Below are 24,624 nucleotides of genomic sequence, written 5' to 3'. Positions count from 1 at the left end.
CGATCTCCTTCCGCCACCTTGTTTCGACCAAAAAACGAATGGAAGAACGAGCCCGATTTTTCAAGCTGGATCATAACCTCGGGTTTAGCAGTGACACTTTTACATGGTGTAGCACTGAAGCCAATTAGGTACTTTTCTCCATCAAGCGTTGCATCCACGTACCAACCCAATCTTCCGGTTCGACCCCTGCTACTTCTGCACCAGCATTCTTCAGCCGAGCCGCAAGCCATTCTCCGACAGACTTACCCTGAATCGGATTGATTGGGTTTTCTTCTTCTGATTCGAAATCGAAATGGTTCGATTCGAACGAAATCAGATATTTCATTTCTTATGCCTAACGCCCAGGTAAGCGGCGTTTGGTGCGGAGCGGGCGCTGCGTAAACATGGCGAAGCCATGCGCAAGCGGCCGCGGAGTACCAAACGTCCGAGTGAGCATAGCGAACGGCTTGACCGCCTTGTTATGCCCACCTATAGTACCAATTATTGGTACCCATTGAGGATTTACCCAATGAGCAAGAACACCAGCATCACCCTCGGCGAACATTTTGACTCCTTCATTTCCGCGCAATTGGAAAGCGGCCGCTATGCCTCTACCAGCGAGGTTGTTCGAGCCGGACTGCGCTTGCTCGAGGAGGAAGAAACCAAGCTTTCCACCCTTCGAAAGATGCTTGATGAAGGCGAAGCAAGCGACTTTGTCGATTACTCGCTCAGCGGCCTCATTGAGGAATTGGATAGTGAAAATCATTGATGCCTCGATTTAGGATCAAGGCCGCAGCCCGAGCCGACTTGAAAGGCATTGCAATATTCACAGAAAGCAGCTGGGGCCACGAGCAGCGAAACAACTACCTGACCGAACTCGATCAAGCGTTTCATCGTTTGGCGGAAAATTCGGAACTCGGCCAACCCTGTGACCATATTCGCTCGGGCTATCGAGTACTCCCTGTAGGTAGCCATCTTAACTTCTACAAACTTGGCTCCGACCGAAGCCCTGAAATTATTCGCGTACTACATAAACGCATGAATGTTTCAGCACGTCTTTTGAAGGCATAACGCCAAGTTAAGCGGCGGCCAGTGCGGAGCGCCGTTTGCGCAACAATGGCGAAGCCATGTGTCCACCCCCCGATTACTGAGACAGTCGTAAGCTGGAGTTTTCGAGTTTTCGTCGGTACACGCTGGGCGGTAGATCGCCCAAACTCTCATGTGGTCGCTCGTCGTTGTAATCGAGTCGCCAATGCCAAGCCATTTCCCGGACCTGGCTCAGGCTTTCGAACAGGTAAGCGTCGAGAAACTCACGCCGCATAGATCCGTTGAACCGCTCGGCAAAACCGTTCTGCTGCGGCTTGCCTTTCTCGATGTAGGCCAGATCGATGTTGTTGTCTTCGCACCAAGTGGCAAAGGCATCCGAGATCAGTTCCGGACCGTTATCCAGGCGTATCTGCTGGGGCAGACCGCGCTCGTCCTTCAGTTGCTCTAGCACCCGGATCACCCGTTCGGCCGGCAGCGAACTGTCCACCTCGATCGCCAAGCACTCGCGGGTGCCCTCATCGATCACGTTTAACGTCCGGAAACGCTTGCCGCAGTACAGCGTGTCATGCATGAAATCCAACGCCCATTGACTATTCACGGCGGCGTCGACTTGCAGCGGTCGGGGCTCGCGCTTCGGCAGCTTGCGTTTGGCCCGCCTGGGAAGATTCAGGCCCAGCCGGCAATACACGCGATAAACCCGCTTGTCGTCTGATCTCGGTCAACCCCAGTATCGCCAGAATCAGTTCCTTCGAGCTCGTTGTCGTCTCCGAGGTCAGGTGTGCCTGCCTCAACATGGTGCCAGATGTCGCTTGGGCCTACCTATGTGATTGACGTAGTCCGATCACTGTCGGCTATTAAGCGCGTCTCGGAATGACCCAGGCGACGAACTCGGGAACTGTTTCTTTACCTCATCTAAGCAGCGATCGGTTCGCCAAGCGCGCAATCGAATGACGTGCCGTCGATCCACATCCGATGCATCACAACAGCCAACCGCCTGGCCAGCGCGACCTTGGCCTTCTTGACGCCGATTCTGCGTCTCAGCTGATTTGCCCATACCTGTAGCGGCGATGTCGTCTCGCTCCGCGTCATCATGACATGCGCAGCTTCGAAAAGTTGGGTACGCGCCATTCGGTCACCGCATTTTGAGATATGACCTGCACGATCCACCTCTCCGGATTGGTAGCGTCGCGGTGTGAGGCCGAGATAAGGGCCAACATCAGCGGAGCGCATGAATCGGTTAGGATCATCTATCGCCGTCATGAACGCCAGCGCGGTCAATACGCCCACGCCCGGGATCGTCATCAATCGCTGACAGATATCGCTTTCCTTGGCCATTTGGTCAACCGCACGATTGTAGAAACGGAGTTGAGCGGTTAACGATCGCCAGATCTCAAGCAGCGAACCAATGACAGGCTCCAAGCTCTCGTCCGACTCAATAGCTTGGTGGACCGCGTGTTCGAATCGGCTGCCTTTCCCAGCTGGCAAAACAATCCCAAATGTCTTCAACACGCCGCGGATCTGCGAGTACAACGCAGACCGCATCGAAACAACACGCTTTCTCGCTGTCAGCACGAGCCGGATGCGATGCGTATCCAGACTCTTCACGTCGACGGCTCGAAACCACCCTGCACGGACGACCTGCGCCAGAGCGTACGCATCATTGCGATCTGTCTTGTTGACCTGAAGCGCAATCGCAGCGTGCACATGCCGCGCATGCAAACAGACTACCGGCAAACCCGCCGCTTTCAGTGTATGCCAGTGCCAAACTGCCAGTGGCCCAGTCTCCAGTCCAACTCGGAGTGCACCAGAGGCTTGTTTCTTGACAGACGCAATGATGTCTTCTGGATGACTACGGCAGCATCCTTCCCAAACAATTGCGCCTGCATCGTCAATAACGCAAATTGACGTCGCTTTCTGAGAGACGTCCAATCCTACGTAGGTAATAGCCATCGCTTCGTCCTCCGCTTACTGTCCCATCGGTCAGTATTGCAGGGCTGAAGCGATTACAGCATGTGATTGAACTCATGTCCCTGCCGCCGGATGCGTGCATAGCATTTCCAGAATCCGGCACGCGGCGCCTTCTTCAGTACCGCGTTGATGGCGTCAATGACAGCAGAGTCAGCCTCTCGCCAATCCTTTGGCTTACGGTAGTAGCTGGCCCGACTTAAGCCGATCATGCAGCACGCTCTGGCGATCGAGAGACCGGTTTCAACCAGCTCCACTGCCACTGCGCGCTTCTCTGCTGTCACCAACCCTTTTTTACGATCAGATCCTTGACCGCCTGAAGCTCCAGGCTTTGATCCGCATACATCCGTTTGAGTCGAGCATTCTCGTCTTCCAGCTCCTTAAGGCGTTTGATCTCTGCCGCTTCCATGCCGCCGTACTTCTTCTTCCAGTTGTAGTAGGTCGCCGAGCTGATCCCGTGCTTGCGGCACAGATCCTCAACCTTCATGCCCGCATCCGCTTCTTTGAGCATCGATACGATCTGTGTCTCGGTAAATCGTGATTTCTTCATGGTCGTCTCCTGAGCCAATAATCTCAGAAAACTCCAACCCCGCGTGTCTCAGATTAGGGGAAGTCGACAGGTGCAGCTCCCTCAAGTTCTAAAGACGCGCCATTTTGGTAGATCGGCTCCCGCTGCTGCAAAAATCGCAGCTTATTTGCGGCATTCTCGAACTCTCTTCTAGCGCGCCGAAGCTCTTCTTTGTTGTTATCTTCGCTCATTCAGTTTTTACGCCTAACGCCAGGTTAAGCGGCGGCCAGCACGGAGCGCCGTTTGCGCGAACATGGCGAAGCCACGCGCAATAAGGTGCGGAGTGCTGGGCGTCCGAGCGAGCGCAGCGAACGGCTTGAACGCCTTGTTATGCGCTTTCAATTGCCAGTTCTTTCCAACGTGAAGATGACACCTGGAGAATGCCCAACCACAGTACGATAACGTATTAAATTGGGCGACGTTCCAAGCAACTGGTACACCTTGAACTCAGCGCCATTCTCTCGCCCAGCATCCTCAACCTCTGGATCATTGCGCGTAATGTAAACTGTGCCATCGCAATACCAATCTCGAACGACCTTCGGTGCTTCTTGAATAGTGCCATCTTCGTTCTTGATAGTAATATGCAACTCCAATTTTCCATTGGGCCGATAGACAGCCGTTTGGATGTTTGTGTAGTTGCCATAAGGATTAAACGTTTCGCTCTTCCATTCGCCCAGAAAGTGCGAACAATTATTGGTGATTGGTATTGCGCCGGACTGAATCCGACCGCCCGGCGCGGAAATAGCGGGCCACACTCCGGCAAGGCTGAGCGAAACCGCAATTACTAGAAATTTCATATTCTTCCTTTTACGCATAACGCCCAGTTAAGCGGCGCTTTGCTCGGAGCGGGCGCTGCGCAAAAATGGCGTAGCCATGCGCAAGCGCCTGCGGAGTACCAAACGTCCGAGTGAGCATAGCGAACGGCTTGAACGACTTGTTATGTGTTTCACTCGAACACGCATTGCCACCCGCCATTTTCTTCTACCTGCAATTCGGTTACGGACAGCCAACCCTTTCTCGTGTGAATACGAACTGGCAGCAGCAAAAACCTTCTTACGACGTTTGCCACGTACTCCGCTAATTCGGCCGAGCTTTCCCCTTCGTAGAACTCGACTGATTCCGAAAATTTTTCGTCACCGGGCCCGACGAAATCGAAAAACACTTCCATTAACGGATATGGCCAAGTTACGGTGACTTCCTTCCCAGGAATTTTAGCAACTAGCTCGTACGCTGCTTCAACCCACGTGATTCTTGGCGCGAACTCAGATATTGCCACCATTAGTTCTTTTTCCAGGCTGAGGTCGCGATCCATCACTTTCTACACATAACGCCCAGGTAAGCGGCGTTTGGTGCGGAGCGACTGTTGCGCAAATATGGCGAATCCATGCGCAAAACGGTGCGGAGTACCAAACGTCCGAGTGAGCGTAAGCGAGCGGCTTGACCGACTTGTTAGATGCTTTTTGAAATGCGTTAACTCGGAGGCCAAAAAGGGGGTAATGCACGGAGCAAACAGAGTGAGCGCTTCCCTGCCATTGGGCACGGCCTCGAACTTACCGTGCGTAACGATTTGCACTGACTCTCCTAGTAGCACGGCGAAACAACCTCCATATCTCAATACGCCCGATTGCTCGCTAATTATGGGCCACGGGCCATCAAGCACCACCGCCACCACGTACCGCGAATAATCGCCGACCACCAAAGAAAGTGGCCTCGAAAAACTCACTTTAGCCGCTACAGCGGGACCACGAAACCTGTACTTTGCGCAGCAAGACTTTTATTCCTTCACGCTCGCCAACTTTCATTTCCTTTTGCGCGCATCTAACGCCCAGGTAAGCGGCGGCCAGTGCGGAGCGCCGTTTGCGTAACGATGGCGAAGCCATACGCAAAAAGGCGCGGAGTACGGGACGTCCGAGTGAGCGCAGCGAACGGCTTGACCGACTTGTTAGGTGCCTGCGCAGAATTCACTGAGACCCTCGCTGAAACGTAAGTATTCAAATTTTGCTCGCTCTAATTCTTCCTTGAGCGCGCTACTGGCGAAAAGGTATTGCTTACCCATTATCGCTAGCTGTTCACCATGAGCTTGGACTTCATCGAACTTTTCAAACTCGATTTCGGAACCAATACAGATTTCCGCATGTGTATCGAACTCTTCATTTGTTGTACGCCGATACAGGGTTGCCGGACGGATTTCGATTTCTTGCAATCGGCGGCTCACTAAATACTTCGCCAAGGCTCGATCTGCCAAGACATACCCATACCCGATCATTAATGGTGCGGTTCTTCCGTGTGCAGTGAACTGGTAGCGACCATCTGCCAATTGGAACAGATTATCCGACTCCGCTTCACAAGTAACATGAAACCACTGCGCCATTCCAAGCACCTAACGCCCAGTTAAGCGGCGTTTGGTGCGGAGCGCCTTTTGCGCAAATATGGCGGAGCCATGCGCAACAAGGCGCGGAGTACCAAACGTCCGAGCGAGCATAGCGAGCGGCTTGAACGGTTTGTTATGCGCCAGTGAGCTTTTCATGAATCGCTCGAAAGATCTGCATTTCGATTTCCTCCAATTTGTTCGCCTGGCCAGAGAGATTTCGCACGGTGTTCAGCGAACCCCAGGTTTCTAGCACATGCACTTTTCTGCTCAGTACCCGAGCCGAATCACCTGAGCGACGGATAGTTGCGCTGATTTCGTACTCATACAGGTTTTCGGCTGGAATTACACCCATAAAGAAAATCATGCCTGGACTGACATCACGGAGATAAGCCGTACGGCGAACTTCGACCACAATTCCGGTATCACCAGCCTCCGTCTGTTCTTGCAACATCGGGCAGCTATTCCACGGATGGAACTGACCACTTCCTATACGTTCCCAGCATTCATACTTTGGTGGACCAACGTTTTTCTCTTGAGCCCACTCAGTAAAAGCGCTTTCATCGACCAACGCATAGCGTGTAGAGCAGCCGCCCATGAGCAGAGCGATAAGAGCAAGTGGTATTAATGGATTATTACGCATAACGCCAGGTTAAGGGGCGTTCAACACTCCGCACCCGCTTGGGCATGGCTTCGCCATTTTCGCCCAAGCAGGCGCTCCGCGTTGAACGTCCCAGTGAGCGTAGCGAGCGGCTTGAACGCCTTGTTAGCGCTGCATGCCACGGGACATCTTTCCTCGGCCGAAAACTGAGAACACTTTTGGCCCAGCAACTTCTCCTCGCCAATTGTTCACCGTGCGCATAATTGATAGCTCTGCTTCATCTTTTGATGTGCGATCAATATTCACCATCCATTTCTCAACCCACAATGGCGACCTACGAATATGCAGGAACATAGAAAAGACATGCCGATGTATGACATGAATCGATTCGCCTACCTTCACCCACTCGGCACCAGGACTTCGGATGTAGAATTCTGCAGTATCGCCCCGAATTACAAGCTTAATCGCCGGGGAAATCTCTGTTGTTTCGGTACCGCTAGGGACGGTTTCGTCGGCATGAATGATTCGGTAGCTCCCTTGCCATTCACCATCCATTGGGCCCCATGCATCAACGCGTGCTAAATCGCTTTCAAAGCCCACCAAGGGATCTGCTGCCAATTCCGACCAAACGGTCGGCGCGTGAAACGCGAGGAATGCACTAAAGGCCAGCGCCATGAGATTTCTCTTAACTTCCATATTTCCTTCTTTTGGCGCTAACGCCGTGTTAAGGGGCGACCGGCGAAGCCGGGCGTCCCAGTGAGGAGCAAAGCGACGAGCGGCTTGAACGCCTTGTTAGCCGTGAACTTTGCACGAGCAAACAAGAAGCCTGCTTTGCATTGCGCCCCACAAAACCTTTGCCCGAAATTTACACTTTCTGAAGTAAAAGCCAACGCGGCAAATATTTGCGGACCAAAGGGTGTTCCCGCGGGCACCTTGGCCGACGATCCACGGTCTTTCTGCGTTGACCACCATCTTGCGGCTAAAGCTGACGCATTGCTTCTAGAAGTGAAATGATCACATTGGCCTGACTTCTTCAAAAAGCCACCTGCCCTGCTCATTTTTGTTGTTCTTTGAAGAAGCACTTCCCTTGCCTTAGCAAAATTAAAAAAGACCGTGGCTAACGCCCAGTTAAGCGGCGCTTCGCGCGGAGCGCCGGCTGCGCAACAATGCCGAAGGCATGCGCAGCGGGTGCGGAGTGCGAAGCGTCCGAGCGAGCGTAGCGAGCGGCTTGAACGACTTGTTAGGTGATTGGCGGAGTTGATTCCCACATGACGTCTCCTGAGGGCCAATGCTCGCCATTTTGATCAACAAAGACTCGATCACCATCTTTGTTAACCAGCTGGCTCGTGAGCCCTTCTGGAACCTCGAAGAAGAAATTATTCTGACCGTTATGGCGGGAGAAAAAGCATTTCACCGGGCACACCTCACCTGATTCAGTGAGTAGCCCGGTAATTGGTACCTTCGATGGACTGATAAGAGGGATTTCTGTGGCTTTCATCTTCTTTGCTAATACGTTTTCGTTTCTTTGGATAAGGCCTGATGCTGATTAAATTTCTGAGTGTGAGTTAGGCTGTATTCTTTCCTGCTGAGAGTTCGTTGCATTCATCGCAAACAAAATTCACATCTTCGCCCCAGTAACTAGCCTTATTGACTCGTGTGAAGCCAGGCGTCACCTCGGCAACTGTGGTTGCAGTATTGCCTTTTGCGAAAGCCCATCCATCTTCTTGCCAACAATGAGCTTCGCCCGTTTTCCCGCATTTTGGGCAATTCAAAGGAATCGTGAATCGATCTTTAGCCATTTTCGCTCCATATACTGATGAGTCTGTTCTTCACCTAACGCCCAGTTAAGCGGCGATCGGTTCGGAGCACCTTTTGCGCAACAATGGCGAAGCCATGCGCAATAAGGTGCGGAGTACCGAGCGTCCGAGCGAGCATAGCGAGCGGCTTAAACGACTTGTTATGCCGCATCGTTCTTGGGAACTGCGCTAACGGCACAGAAAACATCGAATGCTATCTCGACGGAACGACTATGGGCACCGCATATCCATATGGTGCCACCTGCTTTCTGAGTTCGCTTGAGGCCACTATTTCCTTTGTTTCAGAATTCATGATACTCAGCGTTACTGTTTCGAGCCCATTTTCCAGAACGGGTTCATAGGTAGCCCCGCTTTCCGCAACAAACTCAATGCCCCCATAAGCACGAAGGACTCCAGTCGCCTCCGCACCCACAAACATGCTGACTTTTCCAGGGCGTAGACGATAGGTCCAGTTCGACATCTTCCAGTTCGGTCTCGGACCACCATCTATCTCGATCGGGACCAACTTTGCATTGGTATTGAAAATTGCGTGAGGCTCATCTTTTGAGGGCTCTTTGTATGCATTGGCTGCGCAACCTGCGAGAGTAAGAGCCAGGCATGATAGAAATAATATTTGTTTCATAAATCCTCTTTTAGCATAACGCCAAGGTAAGCGGCGTTTGGTACGGAGCGGGGGCTGCGCAAAAATGGCGAAGCCATGCGCAAGCGCACGCGGAGTACCAAACGTCCGAGTGAGCATAGCGAACGGCTTGACCGCCTTGTTATGCATTCTTCAACCTTTCGAACGCAGCTTCGGGAAACGGATACTTACCAAGGGTTCTTCCAGCAGCACCGCAATGCTTTTGCACCTCAGCAAGCATGGAGCGCACAGCACCAAGCAACTCCGCGACCGAAACTTCAAAAATTGCCAGCACTTCTTCCTGCGCTTGGCCTCCTAAAACCGCATAGGGGATGGCTACCCACACCAATTTGATTTCAACTCTACCATCGCCAAGAGGCGCCATTCCGAGAAGATGCTGACCGGGTTCATTCTCGAACGCGACTTTTGCTTCGCGGCCTTCTAAGACAGTTGAGCTAGTTACTTCGGCAAACTCTCCAAGGCTATCAATGGCATCTGTTCCTTCAAATTCCCACGAGCGTTCACCCACCATCATTCCGAAGTGAGCTACATTTTCCGACGATTTACTCCAAGTAAACGAAAGGCTCATTTTTATGCATAACGCCCAGTTAAGCGGCATTCAGCATGGAGCGCTTGTTCGGGGAACAATGCCGAAGGCATGCCCGAGCAAGTGCGGAGTGCTGAATGTCCGAGCGAGCATAGTGAGCGGCTTGAACGACTTGTTAGATAAATACTCGCTATCTACAGGCGTTGTTGCACCAACCTTTGCAGCTATCGTACTCAGGATCGCACACACTGGCAGGGTTATTTCTATCAAAGCACCTGTTTCTCTGCGCATAGCAATTATCCATACATTCTCCCCAATCGCAGGTTGGACCTCTGGCAATCCTAGTGGCTTCTAAACTTAATTCCTCGAGATTTGTATTAATCGACGCATCTCCTGCTGCGACAGTGGTGGCAAAGGATAAAAGTGCAGCGATCACAACTTTCTTCATCAAGACTCTCCATTTACTCGATGCTGGCCGGGCCACGGACCCGCTCTTCGGCTTCCACTGTGCCCAGCATGGTATTAAAAGGATTAGTCGAATCATATAGCTTCGTTATATTAAACGGGTCTACTCCTTTTGCGGTTTCTTTACGGATCAATTCCGATAGTTCCTTTCTCTCGACAACTCGAATTCTGTATAATTCGATGATGGCACTTTGACTATAACCGAGGTTTGATAGTTTTTCGCTAAGCGCTATCCAGTCTATCGCCTCATGTGTAGTTGTTGGAGCATTATCTTTGGACCAAGGAAAACTTCTACTCCCTCTATCGTGGATCCCGTTTCGATATTTTTCTCCCGCTATAGTGCCGGACGCAACCCCAAGAGAAAGAACGAAAAGAGATTTGCCCACGATAGGCATCAGGTTCTGCTGGGAATCAGGAAAATCGAATAAGTATTTGGCACCAACCACTGTGCCCACAAGGGCTAAAAAACCAGTAATAAATACGCCAATGACCGGGGTATTTGAAGAGCCCAGCAAAAACCCCAAAGTCAACGAAATTGACAAATATCCAATTAATAGCCACATAAACTGCTCCCTCGTTTGATATCAAGCTACTGTCTAACGCCCAGTTAAGCGGCGTTTGGTGCGGAGCGCCGTTTGCGCAAGTATGGCGAAGCCATGCGCAAAAAGGTGCGGAGTACCAAACGTCCGAGTGAGCTTAGCGAGCGGCTTGAACGCCTTGTTAGGCGCCACCGACTGCTGGAACCAACCTTCTGGTAGCCCGCAAGAAATCTCCGCTGCTGCGAATGCTACTGACACGAATAATGTGTTCTTCATTTGCCACATTCCTTGAAGCCTGCCTTCAATTTACCCTCAGCGTGAAATCTTCAATGCCGATATCTTGGAGGGGAACATTGGCTGACTCTGCGGCATCTCGCATAGCCGACAATACAAGAGAAAACGCAGCTGCACGTTGTTTCGCTGCCTCGGGATTGTGTTTTTCCCAAAACGCAAGATTGCTAGTTATTTCTTTCTTTAGCTCGATGCCGAATAGCCTAAGGCATTCTCGGTGCTCGTTCGGATCCCTTTTTCTCGACATTTTTCCTCCTTGTTTCGCCTAACGCCCAGTTAAGCGGCGGCCAGTACGGAGCACCGTTTGCGCAACAATGGCGAAGCCATGCGCAACACGGTGCGGAGTGCTGGGCGTCCGAGCGAGCATAGCGAGCGGCTTGAACGCCTTGTTAGCGCCTCGACCCAACTTAGCTAGCCCTGACCGCCACTTTTAGAGCCCACTCGGAAAACCCGAGAAAGTAGCCTGCCCCCTCCGCTTCTTCATCTTCGAATTCGTAGCCAAGCTCAAAATCACAAATCTCTGATTCAAAAATTCCGGGAATCGTGAGAAGTAGTCTAGGCTTCGGCATTGTTTCGGAGATCGCGCCAGCATTCTCAGAACGCATCTCCCCAAGCTTTGTGAAAATTGTTGGCCACAGTGCTTCATAACGGATAGCAAGATCTTCAACGATTTTCCGTTGATCGAAGTTTGGACCATCTTCACCGGCTCGGATGTAGAAGCGGAGAGTTTCCGTTCTCGAGCACGGAAACCTGAAAGGTATTTCCCCAATCCAAGCATCGATATACCTCTCGATTTTCCCTAGTTGCTCATCGTTCATTGCTTTTTAGCGCTAACGCCAGGTTAAGCGGCATTCAGCATGGAGCGCATGCTCGGGGAACAATGCCGAAGGCATGCCCGAGCAGGTGTGGAGTGCTGAATGTCCGAGCGAGCATAGCGAGCGGCTTGAACGCCTTGTTAGCTGTTGCTCGGGGTTTTGCATTTCAGACCAACCCATGTTCGTTCAGTGCTTCCGGCCAGAGCTTATCTCGGTTTTCTAGAAAATACTCTCTAAGTATCGAACTTGCCTCGGGCTTTCCTAGATCGTTGCTTTTAATGAGCGCAATGAGCCGATTAGAACTTTCTTTGCCAATAACACCGAGGTTTGATTGTTCTTCCGGCTCGCAGCAGCCATACCCATCGTAGGAAATGCGCAGAAGATACAGACAGCCTTTTTCGTCGACTCCGAAATCTGCGAACACGCTGTCATTCTGCATGGCCAAACAATATTGGCAAGGACGTGTTGGCATTGGGTGTTCCGAACGTATTTCCATGACCGATTTCTTTTACAGCTAACGCCCAGGTAAGCGGCGTTCAGCTCGGAGCGACTGATCGCGCAAAAATGGCGAAGCCATGCGCGAGCAGGCGCGGAGTGCTGAACGTCCGAGTGAGCCGCAGGCGAACGGCTTGACCGCCTTGTTAGGGCTGACTGATCGGCGGCCTGTAAGCAACTTTCTCATTCTCAACTACCAGCAGTTTTCGCTGCTTCATACGCTCAACCAGCGCCACCAACTGATCTTCTTCGAGCTTTTTTGCGAAAAGCGCATTAATCGTATTCTTGAGCGTTTGCACTTTCCGTGGCCTTGAGTGCCCGAGGGCGGAAAGCCTCTCGACGACCGCTTCGACTTTTTCATCGATGGTATTCGCGTTTGAAATACGAACCAGCGGTATTTCAGCAAGATCTTTTTCACGCTGTGCAAAGATCTTCTTTTCTCGCAGATGCCTGATGAGCGGATCAAAGCCCGTATCTCTTGAAATTATATGGAAATACGCATCCGGATCCTGCTCGGAGATTTGGCCCATATAGAAAGCAATGTGGAAATCTAGAGCATTCGGACCATTACCGCCGATCTTTACGTATTTTGCGCTGCTCCCAAGTTCCTGGATTGCGGACACAAGCTCAAAAGGTATCTTTGCCTGATTAGACCCAACGAATACGATGACCTTGAAATCATGGCCATCAAGTAGCGCGAAACTTTTTGGCTGAACATTCTCGTAATCAATCAGGACGTAGTTGTTCTTCAATGGCTCTGTCCCTTTTTAGCCCTAACGCCCAGTTAAGCGGCATTCAGCAGGGAGCGCTGGCTCGGGCAAAATGGCGTAGCCATGCCTGAGCCAGTGCGGAGTGCTGAATGTCCGAGTGAGCGTAGCGAACGGCTTGAACAACTTGTTAGGCATGCACTTTCACCTTTACGGATTTCGCCGTAATCGCAAGCACTCCACTTACCAGATAGATGTACGTGGTGCCTCCCTTCGTCGCTGGATGCCAGTATGCAATGTTGCCCGCGCTGCGATTTCTCTCTAGATCGATGAGATTGGCAACCTCGCTAACATTTTCAACGCCTTTAAACACGATCTTGGCTGGCACCCTTGTTTTCGAGTTTTCTGCCTCCGGATAGTAGGAAATGCTCAACTCGACTCTTCTTTTCGGGTAGTTAATTGATAGCCCATCCATAGTGGCATCATGAAGCTCGATTTCTTCTGCTTTCATTCCCTTGCCTAACGCCCAGTTAAGCGGCGCTTTGCGCGGAGCGCCTGCTGCGAAACAATGCCGAAGGCATGCGCAGCAGGCGCGGAGTGCAAAGCGTCCGAGCGAGCCCCGCGAGCGGCTTGAACGACTTGTTAGGCATTCTACGGACCGAAGCGTGTGACATCTTGAATGGTTCCACCCCACATACCAAGATGGCCCGTACCAAATCCATCAAACACACCGGAAACGAAACCTTTCTTTCCATCAAGCGACTCAAATCTTCTTTTTTGTTCATCGGTAAGCTTCACCCAAACTTCGTGTTCACCTGACAACACTCCATAGGCCTCGTATTTCACGGACAATTTCCCGTATACCTGGACTTTCTTTCCGTGATATCGCTCAGGAGTGATCACCAGCTGGGCAACAGTAACCTGACACTCACCTTCCCAACACTCCGTTCCCAATCTGCCATCCTTTGTGTACTTGTGGGCTTGGTTCGAAGAGCAAGCTGATAAGACGAGTGTCGCCGCGAGCGCCAAGTTCTTCATTTGCATGCCTAACGCCCAGTTAAGCGGCGTTTGGTTCGGAGCGCCTTTTGCGCAAGTATGGCGTAGCCATGCGCAACAAGGCGCGGAGTACCAAACGTCCGAGCGAGCTTAGCGAGCGGCTTGAACGACTTGTTATACGCTCAGCACCCTTCATCAAGAATCTCTCTCGCCAACTCAAGTATTTGCTCCTTCGCGGGGCTTTGCTTAACTTCAACGCTGGACTCATTTTCGAGCTTGTATTGTGCTACTGGGCACAGATATCGGTCGATATCTTCGATTAACAGAGAGTTCTGTAAGTAGCGATATTCACTCAATTTAATAAAGTGCGCATCGATATACCAGTTGAGCATACGTTTCGCTTTCTCCGTATCGCCCTCTTCCAACTGCTTCAGAACTTTAAAGTAAGCAAGTGCATAGGCAGCTTCATACTTCATTCGATCATTGGCTTCGATGTACACGGCAATGTAGCCGGTGGCGAGAAAGCCAACATACGCCATGAGGGTACCGAAAAGGAACCATGCCAACGGCTTGATTAATTTCTTCATGCTTTTTTTACGTATAACGCCCAGGTAAGCGGCGTTTGGTGGGGAGCGCCTTTTGCGCAAAAATAGCGAAGCCATGCGCAGAAAGGTGCGGAGTACCAAACGTCCGAGTGAGCGTATGCGAGCGGCTTGACCGACTTGTTAGATGCTTTTTGAAATGCGTTAACTCGGAGGCCAAAAAGAGGGGCTTGCGCGGGACACAATTAATGCGCGCACTCCCGGCATTGGGCACAGCCTCGAAATAACCGTGCGCGACGATTTGCACTGACGTTCCTACTGGCACAGCGAAACAACCTCCCTATCTCGAGCCTCGCAAGCGCTCGCTAATTAAGGGCCACGGGTTACCAACCTACACCACAACCACGTACCGCGAATAATCGCTGACCACCAAAGAAAGCGGCCTCGATAGCCCGCTTTAGCCGCTACTGCGGGACCACGAAACCTTCTTGCTGTAAAGCAGCCAATTTACTGGCACATGCTTGCCAGCAATCATTTTCTTAGGTGCGCATCTAACGCCCAGTTAAGCGGCGCTCAGCATGGAGCGCCGTTTGCGTGAAAATGGCGAAGCCGCACGCAACACGGTGCGGAGTGCTGAGCGTCCGAGCGAGCATAGCGAGCGGCTTGAACGACTTGTTATGCGCACTCGTGCGTGCCTATTCTTTAACGTAGATAGCGAAGTAGGTAATGGTGGGACTACCAATACTCAAGCAACCAGCTTGCTGAGCCTGAAAGACCGAATGCAGCTTATAGCCTGCATTGGCATGCGCCGTGAAATGGTTGCCCAGCTGACTAATAGCCTTGTTGGAAAATTCTGCCCCGATTGGTTCGATTTTGTATTCCATTTGGTGTTCTCCTTATACGCTACGGTAAATCTATACCGCCGGAACCGGGCCGGCAACGACGAAGCCTTTTGGCCGTGAGCCATACCCCTTTAAAGAAACCTCTTTTACGGAACGCGAGCTCCGAATAATGCGAGCAACTTGGCTCGAATACACAACGGCTGCCGAGCTTTGGCGAAATTCGCCGCCCATACCAGCGCAGCGATATGACCGTTAGCCGGAGCCAGAAAGGCCGACTCGGCACTGGTAAAGCCGCAATTTTCTCATCGCCGTCGGTTTTTCCGCGTAACAATCGTTCGATAGTTGGCAGCTGATGCGGCTCAACTTGGCAATCATAGGTGTTACCGCCTGCTTCGATTCGTTTTGCTATTTTCTCCATAGCGGATGTCCCTATTTACGCATAACGCCCAGTTAAGCGGCGGCCAGTGCGGAGCGCCGTTTGCGCAACAATGGCGAAGCCATGCGCAAAAAGGCGCGGAGTGCTGGGCGTCCGAGCGAGCTTAGCGAGCGGCTTGAACGACTTGTTAGGTGCGCTACGGCGTACGTTACCATGGGCGATGAAACGTCCTCTGTACTCATCAAATGGCACCTCTTCCAAGATTGCACACTGCTTTTTTCTGGCGTTTCCTCGCACTGACCTTCACTCCATGAGCCACTTGCGTACCGCGAACACGGCATCGCGAACCCCCATTTGAATACCGCACCGATCTCATTCCGCTATCGAGCGGCGCGCTTCGATGAAGGCCAGCACCGCACCAGAAATTCCGCCGCTGCGCTCGACCGAGGGCACCGTAGTTTCCGCAACCGCCACAATCGCTAGAAACACAATTTTCTTCTGCACCTAACGCCCAGTTAAGCGGCGGCCAGCGCGGAGTGCCGTTTGCGTGAAAATGGCGAAGCCACACGCAATAAGGTGCAGAGCACTGGGCGTGCGAGCGAGCATAGCGAGTGGCTTGAACGCCTTGTTAGGTTTCTCACGTTCCATACTCAAGGATGCTTTCTTACCTAGCTAGTGCACGCTGTACAGGCGAATTATCTCCGACACCGGCATATCTCGCCATTTGATCGCTTCTTCGGACTCTTCATATGAATGCGGAGGCAACACAGAAGATTGCGAGAACAGCGCTTTAAATACTGCCAATTTTGCCTCCCTCACTTTCTCAGCGGCTCGTTCCAATTTCGAATCATCAAAACCGTGGCTTAGAGCATGCTCCAATTCTTGCTCTCGCTTTTGCAAGAGGGATTTCTTCTTCTGATGATTCGCAATATACGCGGTCATTGGTTTACGGAAACCTAACGCCCAGTTAAGCGGCGGCCAGTGCGGAGCGCCGTTTGCGCAACAATGGCGAAGCCATGCGCAACACGGTGCGGAGTACTGGGCGTCCAAGTGAGCGCAGCGAACGGCTTGAACGACTTGTTAGGTGCGCAACAGAGCGCGTTACCATGGGCGATGAAATAGCCTCTGCACTCATCAAATGGCACCCCTGCCAAGTTCGCACACTGATTGTTTTTGGCGTTTCCTCGCACTGACCTTCACTCCATGAGCACCTTGCCTACCGCGAATACGGCTTCGCGAACCCCCATTTGAATACTGCACAGATCTCATTCCGCTATCGAGCGGCGTGCTGCGATGAAGACTAGCACTGCACCAGAAGTTTCGCCGCCGCGCTCAACTGAGAGCACCGTAGTTCCTACAACTGCCGCGATTGCTAGAAACACAATTTTCTTCTGCACCTAACGCCAGGTTAAGCGGCACCTAGCGCGGAGCGCATGCTGCGCCAAAATGCCGAAGGCAGGCGCAAGCAGGTGCGGAGTGCTAGGTGTCCGAGTGAGCGTAGCGAACGGCTTGAACGACTTGTTAGGCATTAGACCGCACCAAGTAAGACACCACCAAGAGCACGGGCGCCGCCAACATGCCTAGGTAGAAGTTAGCCGAGAAAAGCAAAGCTCGAACGTTACCCATCTTTGATACGCCACCTTCTTTTCGCAGCCAACGTTCCAATGCAAATAGCCAGAAATGGTGAGCAAAGACGGCGGCACACAACACCGCAAACAATTCGCCGGAAACCCAGCTTTTGTTCACCAATGTAATTAGCGCAAGAACCCCAAAGATGCCTACCGTAGCCATAGCGTACTTAAACCAAGCCTTCCAGATGCTCCGCACTGTTGACTCTGCGTAAGTAGCAATTTTCATTTCTTGCCTAACGCCCAGTTAAGCGGCGCTCAGCATGGAGCACCGTTTGCGCGAACATGGCGAAGCCACGCGCAACACGGTGCGGAGTGCTGGGCGTCCGAGCGAGCTTTGCGAGCGGCTTGAACGCCTTGTTAGGCGTATGCCCGATTCTTCGCTTCACCTCAGACCTCTGACACCTTGTAGTTTCTTCGCACATTCACAGCAACTCTGCCCCAGCGAGAAGCCCTTACCCGTTCCTGATGCGCCTCGAAAGCTTGCTTGCTCGTAAACTCTTCGTAGACGCGAAAAAGCGAGCTATTTTCTGCATCTCTATCCACCCGAAAAACGAGGCAGCCTTTTTCTCTTCGTGTTAACTCAATGTGTTTTGGCAGCTCATTAAGCACTTCTTCTAGATCATTCTCTGGTACATCGATAAATCCCTCTAGTACGACCTTTGCCATGACCTGACCTCTACGAACGCCTAACGCCCAGTTAAGCGGCGGCCAGTGCGGAGCACCGTTTGCGCAAAAATGGCAAAGCCATGCGCAAAAAGGTGCGGAGTGCTGGGCGTCCGAGCGAGCTTAGCGAGCGGCTTGAACAACTTGTTAGGCATTCGGCTTCACCGCGAAAAACCAAAAGATTGCTGCCCCAAGTACACCGATAATGCTGAAGACCATTGATTGATAAGCGAGATCTTTCAGCGAATCATTTCCGAACGGTTTCGCTAAGGCAACAAAAAAAGGACCGGGAATGATGCCGATCAGTGCATACCAGACAATTCGCGTATGGTTTCTTCGTTTCAAAAGCAGGTGGATCGGTATCGCCCATGCGACTAGAAAGCCTAGAATTACGAAGGGACTGACAATAGCTACTCCAATTGCAAGCGCTTCCTGGAGATCGTTATTTGTACCTAACGCAAAGAATATGGCAATTGAACTGAGCCACATGCCAAGCGCCGAAACTAGACTCCCTCGAATTAGCTGCATATTCATTTTTGCCTAACGCCCAGGTAAGCGGCGTTTGGTACGGAGCGCTTTTTGCGCAACGATGGCAGAGCCATGCGCAAAAAAGTGCGGAGTACCGAACGTCCGAGTGAGCATAGCGAACGGCTTGACCGCCTTGTTAGCTGAATTCATTGGCTAGCCCTCTTTCCGCGCGGTACTTTCGACCCAACCAATCAACCTTGGCCAAGACCTCTCTATTCGCTCGCCCGACAATTCGTACAACACATGATCGCGGCCAAGCTGCTTCAGCATAATTGAACCCAATTTCCGCAGTTTGGAACTCGGACAATTGAAAACCCTCCGATTTCGCGATTGCCTCGAACTTTCTGGAAAGACCACGAACGGCGCCAGACGTGGGCAACGATGCACGATATTGCTCCGAACATATTTCGCTGGTAATCAAATTGAAGCATACCAACGAGACACCCTGAGTAATGCATTCCTCGCCTAAGCGCGGGTGTAGCCACGACAAACCGCTCACTGCATGTTGAGCGGTACTGTATGCCACGCTTCTCGCTCGCTTAATTCGATTCACGATCTTCTTACAGCTAACGCCAGGTTAAGCGGCACCTAGCGCGGAGCGCCTGCTGCGCCACAATGCCGAAGGCAGGCGCAAGCAGGTGCGGAGTGCTAGGTGTCCGAGCGAGCGTAGCGAGTGGCTTGAACGCCTTGTTAGGTGCTTACGCTTTGCCTGCATTCGTTGCACCAACATTCTCCGTTGCGGCATGTGCCAGGGCGCAAGATCCTAGCAATAGCATCGAATATATCGCCTGTTTCGAGTTCGCCTGGGCTTGTTGCCTCATCAAGCGTTAAATCGCCACAGCGCACGCATTTTGAGATGGTATACCGTTCCGACGAGTAACCTGCAAATTGATATTCGTCGAATTCAGCGCCAAACTTTTGAAGAACCTCTTTCAATTCTTCAATCAACCGTTCTCTCTCAGAATCTGAGAAATCTTCCGGCAACCTGTGAAACAAAATCGATCCGAATTCCATATCTTCTTTTACACCTAACGCCAGGTTAAGCGGCGGCCAGCACGGAGCGCCGTTTGCGCGAACATGGCGAAGCCACGCGCAATAAGGTGCGGAGTGCTGGGCGTCCGAGCGAGCATGGCGAGCGGCTTGAACGCCTTGTTAGGTGTTTTTGCCTGTTTTTCCATTACAAAACCACCACGCAACGCCGACAAACACCAAGGTTACTGCGATACCTGCAGGTACATAGCTTGAGTGAAAATCGACAATCTCACTGCCCAGATAATCGAGAAACTCCGGATCGCCCGACTGCGCGAATATGACAAATAATGTTCCACCGATCATTGCAGCCAAAACGGGGAACCCGATCGGAAAGTTTGATTGGAATGTTTGCCAGTAGAACAAAAAAGAAAGATATACACCCCAAAAACAGGTCTTGGTTACGAACAACCTTCAAATAGTTTTCATCTACTAGAAACGTTTGCGGCAATTGCCCAAGCGGCCCGAACGGCGCCGCAATAAGCAACACGAGAATCGATACAACCACTAGACCTGTCGTTTTTCCGATTATTTTGGCCATATCCCTTCTACACCTAACGCCCAGTTAAGCGGCGTTTCGCATGGAGCGCTTGATCGGGAAACAATGGCGAAGCCATGCCCGAACAAGTGCGGAGTGCGAAACGTCCGAGCGAGCATAGCGAGCGGCTTGAACGCCTTGTTAGATGCAGTTTTTTCACGCTCTCAACCTACGACGTGCACCCAAAAGCGCACCGATAACTGCAGCAGCTACGCCGGACAACATAAAGGCAAGAAGAATTGCCAATTCATCTATTCTCATAGTGAAAATCACGATTAGTAACGTGATCGTGAGTCCTACGGCACCACCCATAATCAGATACCTCGACAGCCTCGCCGAACGCACCTGCCGCGCCGAAACGTAACCACCAATTGCTAACGATGCTGCCGTGAGTATGCCGAAAGGCCAAAATCCGAGGCTGCCCACGAAATCAAAGAGGAAATGTAGAACGACCAACCACAATAGCCACGCTGCACCCAATCCAGCGACGACACCGAATACGTAAGGCCGAATTATTTGCTGCATGAAACTTCGCCCCGCATCTAACGCCCAGTTAAGCGGCGGCCAGTACGGAGCGCCGTTTGCGCAACAATGGCGAAGCCATGCGCAATAAGGTGCGGAGTGCTGGGCGTCCGAGTGAGCGAAGCGAGCGGCTTGAACGACTTGTTATGTGCGCAACGGAGTGCGTTGCAACAGGGAGATGAATCGGCTGCCAAGATGACCCAATTGGCACCAAAGGATGTTGGCACTTGGTTTGGTGAGCGCATTTCCATTTTTTGCGGCCTTTGCCTCCCTGCCTTAGTCTGCCTTCCGCGATTATTGCTTCGCGAACCCCGGAGGAAAAGTCCCCAATCTCTTTCCGCCATCAGGCGGCACACCCATTAGCCAGATGATGCAGGGCTTTAGCGTGCTTCAGCACTCACCAACGCTAACGGGTTGCACGAAAAGACTTAAATTCTTGACTTGCTATTGCCCCGTACTTTCTGCACATAACGCCCAGTTAAGCGGCGGCCAGTGCGGAGCACCGTTTGCGCAAAAATGGCAAAGCCATGCGCAAAAAGGTACGGAGTGCTGGGCGTCCGAGCGAGCTTAGCGAGCGGCTTGAACAACTTGTTAGGCATTCGGCTTCACCGCGAAAAACCAAAAGATTGCTGCCCCAAGTACACCGATAATGCTGAAGACCATTGATTGATAAGCGAGATCTTTCAGCGAATCATTTCCGAACGGTTTCGCTAAGGCAACAAAAAAAGGACCGGGAATGATGCCGATCAGTGCATACCAGACAATTCGCGTATGGTTTCTTCGTTTCAAAAGCAGGTGGATCGGTATCGCCCATGCGACTAGAAAGCCTAGAATTACGAAGGGACTGACAATAGCTACTCCAATTGCAAGCGCTTCCTGGAGATCGTTATTTGTACCTAACGCAAAGAATATGGCAATTGAACTGAGCCACATGCCAAGCGCCGAAACTAGACTCCCTCGAATTAGCTGCATATTCATTTTTGCCTAACGCCCAGGTAAGCGGCGCTTTGCGCGGAGCGCCCGCTGCGCAACGATGCCGAAGGCATGCGCAGCAGGTGCGGAGTGCAAAGCGTCCGAGCGAGCATAGCGAGCGGCTTGAACGCCTTGTTAGGAGCCATCATCGCAGTTTGCTCCATATGCCATAGATACTTGCTTTGTTTCTTTGCCAACAAGAACATCAACGCAATCGCCTACCGCAAACCCGGAATGCTTATTAAGTATGACAACCTTCTTAGAATCGGGCATTTCTATGGTATAGCGATAAGGTTCGCCCGATATTGTTTCTCCGCCAATAGCATCAACGTTTGCGCCGACGAGCGATCCGCCTATAGCTCCACCCAGCGCACTACCCAACCCAAAAAGAAACAACGAAGTTCTGTACCGTACTTCAGCTTCCCGAAGTTCTTCTTTCAGATTGGGATTCTTCTTCTCGACTTTCTCGATAATTCTTCCTGGGTATCGGTCTTTCGGCTCAACCGGTTCGTAGGTTGCGCAGCCGAACATCAATGTGGACATGACCGCGGGGATCAAAACCTTCCCTGTTGTTGCAAATTTCATTCTTGCTCCTAACGCCCAGTTAAGCGGCATTCAGCGTGGAGCGCTTGCTCGGGGAACAATGCCGAAAGGCATGCCCGAGCAAGTGCGGAGTGCCGAATGTCCGAGTGAGCATAGCGAACGGCTTGAACGCCTTGTTAGCGGAATCTCTCTGTGCGACACAACCTCACATGTTGATAGGCCGCTTAAGTACTCTGCATTCTTCCGGACTAGGATCGATGCGCCAATACTTAATAATGTCGGTATCACTCTCAACTCCATAGTTGAACGTACACCCATCGGACCTTTGCCTCCGATACTCGCTCAGATTCGCTGAGATTGGGACGACTTCGAATGAAGCTCTCCCAACCCTAACAGCATCTTCAAAGCGCAAGCCAACAAGCTCTTCGTCGTTTGGAACCGTGCTAACCGACCCGCAAGCAGCGAGATGAATAAGCACGAGCCCTCCGATCAGTAGTAGCGGCCCAAACCGATTTCTGGAAGCCGAGGTTGCGGCAATTTCGCTTCGTTCGTTCAGTTGAGCACCTTTTCTCATAGCACCGCTGATTAATCTCTTTTTATTATCGCTAACGCCCAGTTAAGCGGCGCTCAGCATGGAGCACCATTTGCGTGAACATGGCGAAGCCATACGCAATACGGTGCGGAGTGCTGGGCGTCCGAGCGAGCATAGCGAGCGGCTTGAACGACTTGTTAGGCGCTTCGAACACATTTTGCTAGAACCTTTGCGGACGCCAATGGTACTTCTTCATTTAACTCAACCTCGTTCACTGAACTCGCGAGGAAACGCAACTCTGCCTGAAGAGCAATGGCGAGAGATGGTTCCGCATTCGCTACAAGCTCCGTAATAACCCAATATTTCCAGACTGGATCGGAGCCCACTAGAACCTTTCTGACCTGCTCGGCCAAGGAATTACCCAGCGGAATCAAGCGCTCGCAGACTCGTGGGGCTACGGGCCAGTTCATATCTTGCAACCATTCTAAAAGTGCTTCCACGTGACGTGCCACCTCGTCATCTTCTGCCGCAGCAAGGGCATCACAAGCTGTGAAGTCGGTTTTGCTCATTGGAACGATGTGCATTTCTTTTTACGCCTAACGCCAAGGTAAGCGGCGGCTGGTGCGGAGCGGCGTTTGCGCAATCATGGCGTAGCCATGCGCAAAACGCCGCGGAGCACCAGACGTCCGAGTGAGCGTAAGCGAACGGCTTGACCGAATTGTTAGGCGTGAATCACTCACCGTTTACCGCCCACATGGTTTCACAGTGAAACGTACTGAGACCGTTGCGGAGCAGCCGCCCTTTTCAACGCTGACCCCAAAAGCCTCTAGATTCTCGCCGTAAGACGCGCGGCTTGCTCAATGTTCCACTAAATGCACGATGCGCGAACCATTCGCGTTATGTCTTTGTGTTTTCAAGAGATGATACTTTTTTAAGCTCAATAATCGAATCTTGCCGAATTAAAATCGTTGACCCATCCGGCCTTTCAACGCGATAGGATTTTGGTGTTTTCTTAATGCACTTAACACCATTTTCATATTCGATTTCATACTTGCCGCGCCGATAAACAACATCGTAAACCGTTCCTATTTCCATTCTTGTACCTATCAGCCTAACGCCCAGGTAAGCGGCATTCGGCATGGAGCGCTTGCTCGGGAAACAATGCCGAAGGCACAGCCGAGCAAGTGCGGAGTGCCGAATGTCCGAGTGAGCGTAGCGAGCGGCTTGACCGACTTGTTAGATGCTTTTGGAAATGCGTTAACTCGGAGGCCAAAAAGACGGTTCTGCTCGGTGCACTATAAATGCGCGCATCACCGGCATAAGGCACGGCCGTGAAAAGACCTTGCTCGACGATTGGCACTGACGTTCCTAATGGCACAGCGAAACAACCTCCCTATATCGAAATTCGCACGCGCTCGCTAATTATGGGCCACGGGTTATCAAGATACACCGCAACCACGTACCGCGAATAATCGCTGACCACCAAAGAAAGCGGCCTTAATAACTCACTTTAGCCGCAACTGCCGGACCACGAAACCCTACCGCTACGCGGCAGCCTATTTAATGGCACGAGCTGCCCGGCACTCATTTCTTTTACGCCCATCTAACGCCCAGTTAAGCGGCGCTCAGCATGGAGCGCCGTTTGCGCGAACATGGCGGAGCCACGCGCAATAAGGCGCGGAGTGCTGGGCGTCCGAGCGAGCTTAGCGAGCGGCTTGAACGACTTGTTAGATGCGCCACTGAACGCGGAAACACTGGAGCCATTTCCCCACCGTTTGCGGTAATCAGCCACCCAGATTGATGAACGCCTCATTCACTCAGCCCCGGCAATGCTATCAACGCTATTGCGACAGGCAAAATCACCCAAATTGACTGCATCAACCACTTTTGGAAGACGAGTTGCTTTTTTGATTCAGGATCTTCTTCCGAATCGATAGCGCGGAGCAAATTTGGGTAATCGTTCAAATGACCCGTTAGCCAGCTCACTTTGGTGCCCCGCTTACCGAGTAGATACTTGGTTCGCCACCAAATCATATTGGCCAGAACAATCAGGACGGCACCGATTTCAACTTGCGTAATCATTGACA

Annotated in this window: 37 protein-coding genes and 2 pseudogenes; 3 read left to right on the top strand and 36 right to left on the bottom strand. The window is 51.8% G+C overall.

What is annotated here, in order from left to right:
• Positions 1–124: 124 nt before the first annotated feature.
• Entirely contained in the window at positions 125–325 is a 201-nt protein-coding gene (locus B1781_RS04970) for a hypothetical protein (protein WP_078118601.1), read from the bottom strand.
• Between the two features lie 183 nt (positions 326–508).
• Between B1781_RS04970 and B1781_RS04965 the strand changes: the two genes are divergently transcribed.
• Together B1781_RS04965 and B1781_RS23580 are read left to right on the top strand one after the other, a co-directional pair.
• Positions 509–748: a type II toxin-antitoxin system ParD family antitoxin gene (locus B1781_RS04965; protein WP_078118600.1), complete on the top strand. Its 240-nt coding sequence runs from the start codon at positions 509–511 to the stop codon at positions 746–748.
• A complete protein-coding gene (locus B1781_RS23580) occupies positions 748–1,050 on the top strand; it encodes a type II toxin-antitoxin system RelE/ParE family toxin (RefSeq protein WP_078118599.1) in 303 nt (100 codons plus the stop codon). The genes B1781_RS04965 and B1781_RS23580 overlap by 1 nt, the downstream gene beginning before the upstream one ends.
• 73 nt (positions 1,051–1,123) lie before the next feature.
• Here B1781_RS23580 and B1781_RS04955 read toward each other — a convergent pair.
• The 9 genes and pseudogenes from B1781_RS04955 to B1781_RS04920 form a co-directional block, all read right to left on the bottom strand.
• Positions 1,124–1,729, bottom strand: a pseudogene (locus tag B1781_RS04955) (IS3 family transposase); the annotation flags it as partial.
• 209 nt (positions 1,730–1,938) lie between these two features.
• Positions 1,939–2,976, bottom strand: a complete 1,038-nt coding sequence (locus tag B1781_RS04950) for an IS110 family RNA-guided transposase (protein ID WP_078118598.1) — start codon at positions 2,974–2,976, stop codon at positions 1,939–1,941.
• Positions 2,977–3,038: 62 nt separating this feature from the next.
• A pseudogene (locus B1781_RS23395) lies at positions 3,039–3,541 on the bottom strand (transposase); the annotation flags it as partial.
• Positions 3,542–3,594: 53 nt separating this feature from the next.
• Positions 3,595–3,750, bottom strand: coding sequence for a hypothetical protein (locus B1781_RS23110; protein WP_164513255.1), 156 nt, complete (start codon positions 3,748–3,750; stop codon positions 3,595–3,597).
• Between the two features lie 147 nt (positions 3,751–3,897).
• Entirely contained in the window at positions 3,898–4,356 is a 459-nt protein-coding gene (locus B1781_RS22875) for a hypothetical protein (RefSeq protein WP_125931929.1), read from the bottom strand.
• Between the two features lie 149 nt (positions 4,357–4,505).
• On the bottom strand, positions 4,506–4,871 hold the full coding sequence (locus B1781_RS04935; protein WP_078118596.1) for a hypothetical protein: 366 nt from the start codon (positions 4,869–4,871) through the stop codon (positions 4,506–4,508).
• Between the two features lie 630 nt (positions 4,872–5,501).
• Entirely contained in the window at positions 5,502–5,930 is a 429-nt protein-coding gene (locus B1781_RS04930) for a hypothetical protein (protein WP_125931928.1), read from the bottom strand.
• Positions 5,931–6,063: 133 nt separating this feature from the next.
• Entirely contained in the window at positions 6,064–6,570 is a 507-nt protein-coding gene (locus B1781_RS22870; RefSeq protein WP_125931927.1) for a hypothetical protein, read from the bottom strand.
• Positions 6,571–6,693: 123 nt separating this feature from the next.
• Positions 6,694–7,224, bottom strand: coding sequence for a hypothetical protein (locus B1781_RS04920; protein WP_125931926.1), 531 nt, complete (start codon positions 7,222–7,224; stop codon positions 6,694–6,696).
• Positions 7,225–7,816: 592 nt separating this feature from the next.
• Here B1781_RS04920 and B1781_RS23105 point away from each other — a divergent pair.
• Positions 7,817–7,960 carry a hypothetical protein gene (locus B1781_RS23105; protein WP_164513254.1) on the top strand — a complete coding sequence of 48 codons (144 nt, stop codon included), beginning with the start codon at positions 7,817–7,819 and terminating at the stop codon, positions 7,958–7,960.
• Between the two features lie 133 nt (positions 7,961–8,093).
• Here B1781_RS23105 and B1781_RS22865 read toward each other — a convergent pair whose 3' ends face one another.
• The 26 genes from B1781_RS22865 to B1781_RS04805 all read right to left on the bottom strand — a co-directional run bounded on the left by B1781_RS22865 (position 8,094) and on the right by B1781_RS04805 (position 24,619).
• Positions 8,094–8,327 carry a hypothetical protein gene (locus B1781_RS22865; protein ID WP_125931925.1) on the bottom strand — a complete coding sequence of 78 codons (234 nt, stop codon included), beginning with the start codon at positions 8,325–8,327 and terminating at the stop codon, positions 8,094–8,096.
• Between the two features lie 211 nt (positions 8,328–8,538).
• The gene (locus B1781_RS04915; RefSeq protein ID WP_078118592.1) at positions 8,539–9,114 is read right to left on the bottom strand and encodes a hypothetical protein; all 576 of its coding nucleotides are present in this window, start codon (positions 9,112–9,114) and stop codon (positions 8,539–8,541) included.
• Positions 9,107–9,553: a hypothetical protein gene (locus tag B1781_RS04910; protein WP_125931899.1), complete on the bottom strand. Its 447-nt coding sequence runs from the start codon at positions 9,551–9,553 to the stop codon at positions 9,107–9,109. Before B1781_RS04910 ends, B1781_RS04915 begins: the two co-directional genes overlap by 8 nt.
• A 419-nt stretch (positions 9,554–9,972) precedes the next feature.
• On the bottom strand, positions 9,973–10,539 hold the full coding sequence (locus B1781_RS04905; protein ID WP_078118591.1) for a hypothetical protein: 567 nt from the start codon (positions 10,537–10,539) through the stop codon (positions 9,973–9,975).
• A 277-nt stretch (positions 10,540–10,816) separates the two neighbouring features.
• The gene (locus B1781_RS22860; protein WP_125931924.1) at positions 10,817–11,053 is read right to left on the bottom strand and encodes a hypothetical protein; all 237 of its coding nucleotides are present in this window, start codon (positions 11,051–11,053) and stop codon (positions 10,817–10,819) included.
• Between the two features lie 160 nt (positions 11,054–11,213).
• Positions 11,214–11,624, bottom strand: a complete 411-nt coding sequence (locus B1781_RS04895) for a hypothetical protein (protein ID WP_078118589.1) — start codon at positions 11,622–11,624, stop codon at positions 11,214–11,216.
• A 163-nt stretch (positions 11,625–11,787) separates the two neighbouring features.
• A complete protein-coding gene (locus tag B1781_RS04890) occupies positions 11,788–12,117 on the bottom strand; it encodes a hypothetical protein (protein ID WP_078118588.1) in 330 nt (109 codons plus the stop codon).
• A gap of 145 nt (positions 12,118–12,262) precedes the next feature.
• A complete protein-coding gene (locus B1781_RS04885; RefSeq protein ID WP_078118587.1) occupies positions 12,263–12,868 on the bottom strand; it encodes a PIN domain-containing protein in 606 nt (201 codons plus the stop codon).
• 145 nt (positions 12,869–13,013) lie between these two features.
• Positions 13,014–13,334 (bottom strand): hypothetical protein, encoded by a 321-nt coding sequence (locus tag B1781_RS04880; protein WP_078118586.1) that lies wholly within the window; start codon positions 13,332–13,334, stop codon positions 13,014–13,016.
• Between the two features lie 140 nt (positions 13,335–13,474).
• Positions 13,475–13,867, bottom strand: a complete 393-nt coding sequence (locus B1781_RS04875; protein WP_078118585.1) for a YgdI/YgdR family lipoprotein — start codon at positions 13,865–13,867, stop codon at positions 13,475–13,477.
• 134 nt (positions 13,868–14,001) lie between these two features.
• Positions 14,002–14,406 (bottom strand): hypothetical protein, encoded by a 405-nt coding sequence (locus B1781_RS04870; RefSeq protein WP_125931923.1) that lies wholly within the window; start codon positions 14,404–14,406, stop codon positions 14,002–14,004.
• A gap of 650 nt (positions 14,407–15,056) precedes the next feature.
• Positions 15,057–15,245, bottom strand: a complete 189-nt coding sequence (locus B1781_RS04865) for a hypothetical protein (protein ID WP_078118583.1) — start codon at positions 15,243–15,245, stop codon at positions 15,057–15,059.
• Between the two features lie 19 nt (positions 15,246–15,264).
• Positions 15,265–15,621, bottom strand: a complete 357-nt coding sequence (gene yidD, locus B1781_RS04860; protein WP_078118582.1) for a membrane protein insertion efficiency factor YidD — start codon at positions 15,619–15,621, stop codon at positions 15,265–15,267.
• A 330-nt stretch (positions 15,622–15,951) separates the two neighbouring features.
• Entirely contained in the window at positions 15,952–16,083 is a 132-nt protein-coding gene (locus B1781_RS23390; protein WP_334223886.1) for a hypothetical protein, read from the bottom strand.
• Between the two features lie 168 nt (positions 16,084–16,251).
• Positions 16,252–16,521 carry a hypothetical protein gene (locus B1781_RS04855; protein WP_078118581.1) on the bottom strand — a complete coding sequence of 90 codons (270 nt, stop codon included), beginning with the start codon at positions 16,519–16,521 and terminating at the stop codon, positions 16,252–16,254.
• 579 nt (positions 16,522–17,100) lie between these two features.
• Positions 17,101–17,436, bottom strand: a complete 336-nt coding sequence (locus B1781_RS04850) for a hypothetical protein (protein ID WP_125931922.1) — start codon at positions 17,434–17,436, stop codon at positions 17,101–17,103.
• A 161-nt stretch (positions 17,437–17,597) separates the two neighbouring features.
• On the bottom strand, positions 17,598–17,876 hold the full coding sequence (locus B1781_RS04845; protein WP_078118579.1) for a putative quinol monooxygenase: 279 nt from the start codon (positions 17,874–17,876) through the stop codon (positions 17,598–17,600).
• A gap of 144 nt (positions 17,877–18,020) precedes the next feature.
• Positions 18,021–18,407 carry a hypothetical protein gene (locus tag B1781_RS04840; RefSeq protein WP_125931920.1) on the bottom strand — a complete coding sequence of 129 codons (387 nt, stop codon included), beginning with the start codon at positions 18,405–18,407 and terminating at the stop codon, positions 18,021–18,023.
• Positions 18,408–19,091: 684 nt separating this feature from the next.
• Positions 19,092–19,415 carry a hypothetical protein gene (locus B1781_RS22855; RefSeq protein ID WP_164513250.1) on the bottom strand — a complete coding sequence of 108 codons (324 nt, stop codon included), beginning with the start codon at positions 19,413–19,415 and terminating at the stop codon, positions 19,092–19,094.
• 138 nt (positions 19,416–19,553) lie between these two features.
• The gene (locus B1781_RS04835; RefSeq protein ID WP_125931921.1) at positions 19,554–19,745 is read right to left on the bottom strand and encodes a hypothetical protein; all 192 of its coding nucleotides are present in this window, start codon (positions 19,743–19,745) and stop codon (positions 19,554–19,556) included.
• Positions 19,746–20,124: 379 nt separating this feature from the next.
• Positions 20,125–20,493 carry a hypothetical protein gene (locus B1781_RS04830; protein WP_078118577.1) on the bottom strand — a complete coding sequence of 123 codons (369 nt, stop codon included), beginning with the start codon at positions 20,491–20,493 and terminating at the stop codon, positions 20,125–20,127.
• A gap of 588 nt (positions 20,494–21,081) precedes the next feature.
• Positions 21,082–21,468, bottom strand: coding sequence for a hypothetical protein (locus tag B1781_RS04825; RefSeq protein ID WP_125931920.1), 387 nt, complete (start codon positions 21,466–21,468; stop codon positions 21,082–21,084).
• A 129-nt stretch (positions 21,469–21,597) separates the two neighbouring features.
• The gene (locus B1781_RS22850; RefSeq protein WP_125931919.1) at positions 21,598–22,047 is read right to left on the bottom strand and encodes a hypothetical protein; all 450 of its coding nucleotides are present in this window, start codon (positions 22,045–22,047) and stop codon (positions 21,598–21,600) included.
• 687 nt (positions 22,048–22,734) lie between these two features.
• Entirely contained in the window at positions 22,735–23,106 is a 372-nt protein-coding gene (locus B1781_RS04815) for a DUF5071 domain-containing protein (protein ID WP_164513253.1), read from the bottom strand.
• A gap of 328 nt (positions 23,107–23,434) precedes the next feature.
• Complete coding sequence (locus B1781_RS04810; RefSeq protein ID WP_334223885.1) at positions 23,435–23,677, bottom strand: hypothetical protein; 243 nt, start codon at positions 23,675–23,677, stop codon at positions 23,435–23,437.
• Between the two features lie 669 nt (positions 23,678–24,346).
• Positions 24,347–24,619: a hypothetical protein gene (locus B1781_RS04805; protein WP_164513252.1), complete on the bottom strand. Its 273-nt coding sequence runs from the start codon at positions 24,617–24,619 to the stop codon at positions 24,347–24,349.
• Positions 24,620–24,624 lie beyond the last annotated feature (5 nt).

Origin of the sequence: Thiosocius teredinicola, from assembly GCF_002009425.1 — a bacterium.
GTDB classification, from domain to species: Bacteria; Pseudomonadota; Gammaproteobacteria; order Chromatiales; family Chromatiaceae; genus Thiosocius; species Thiosocius teredinicola.
Note: the sequence above shows the minus strand (reverse complement) of the source record. Positions and strands in the feature narration are given on the sequence as shown.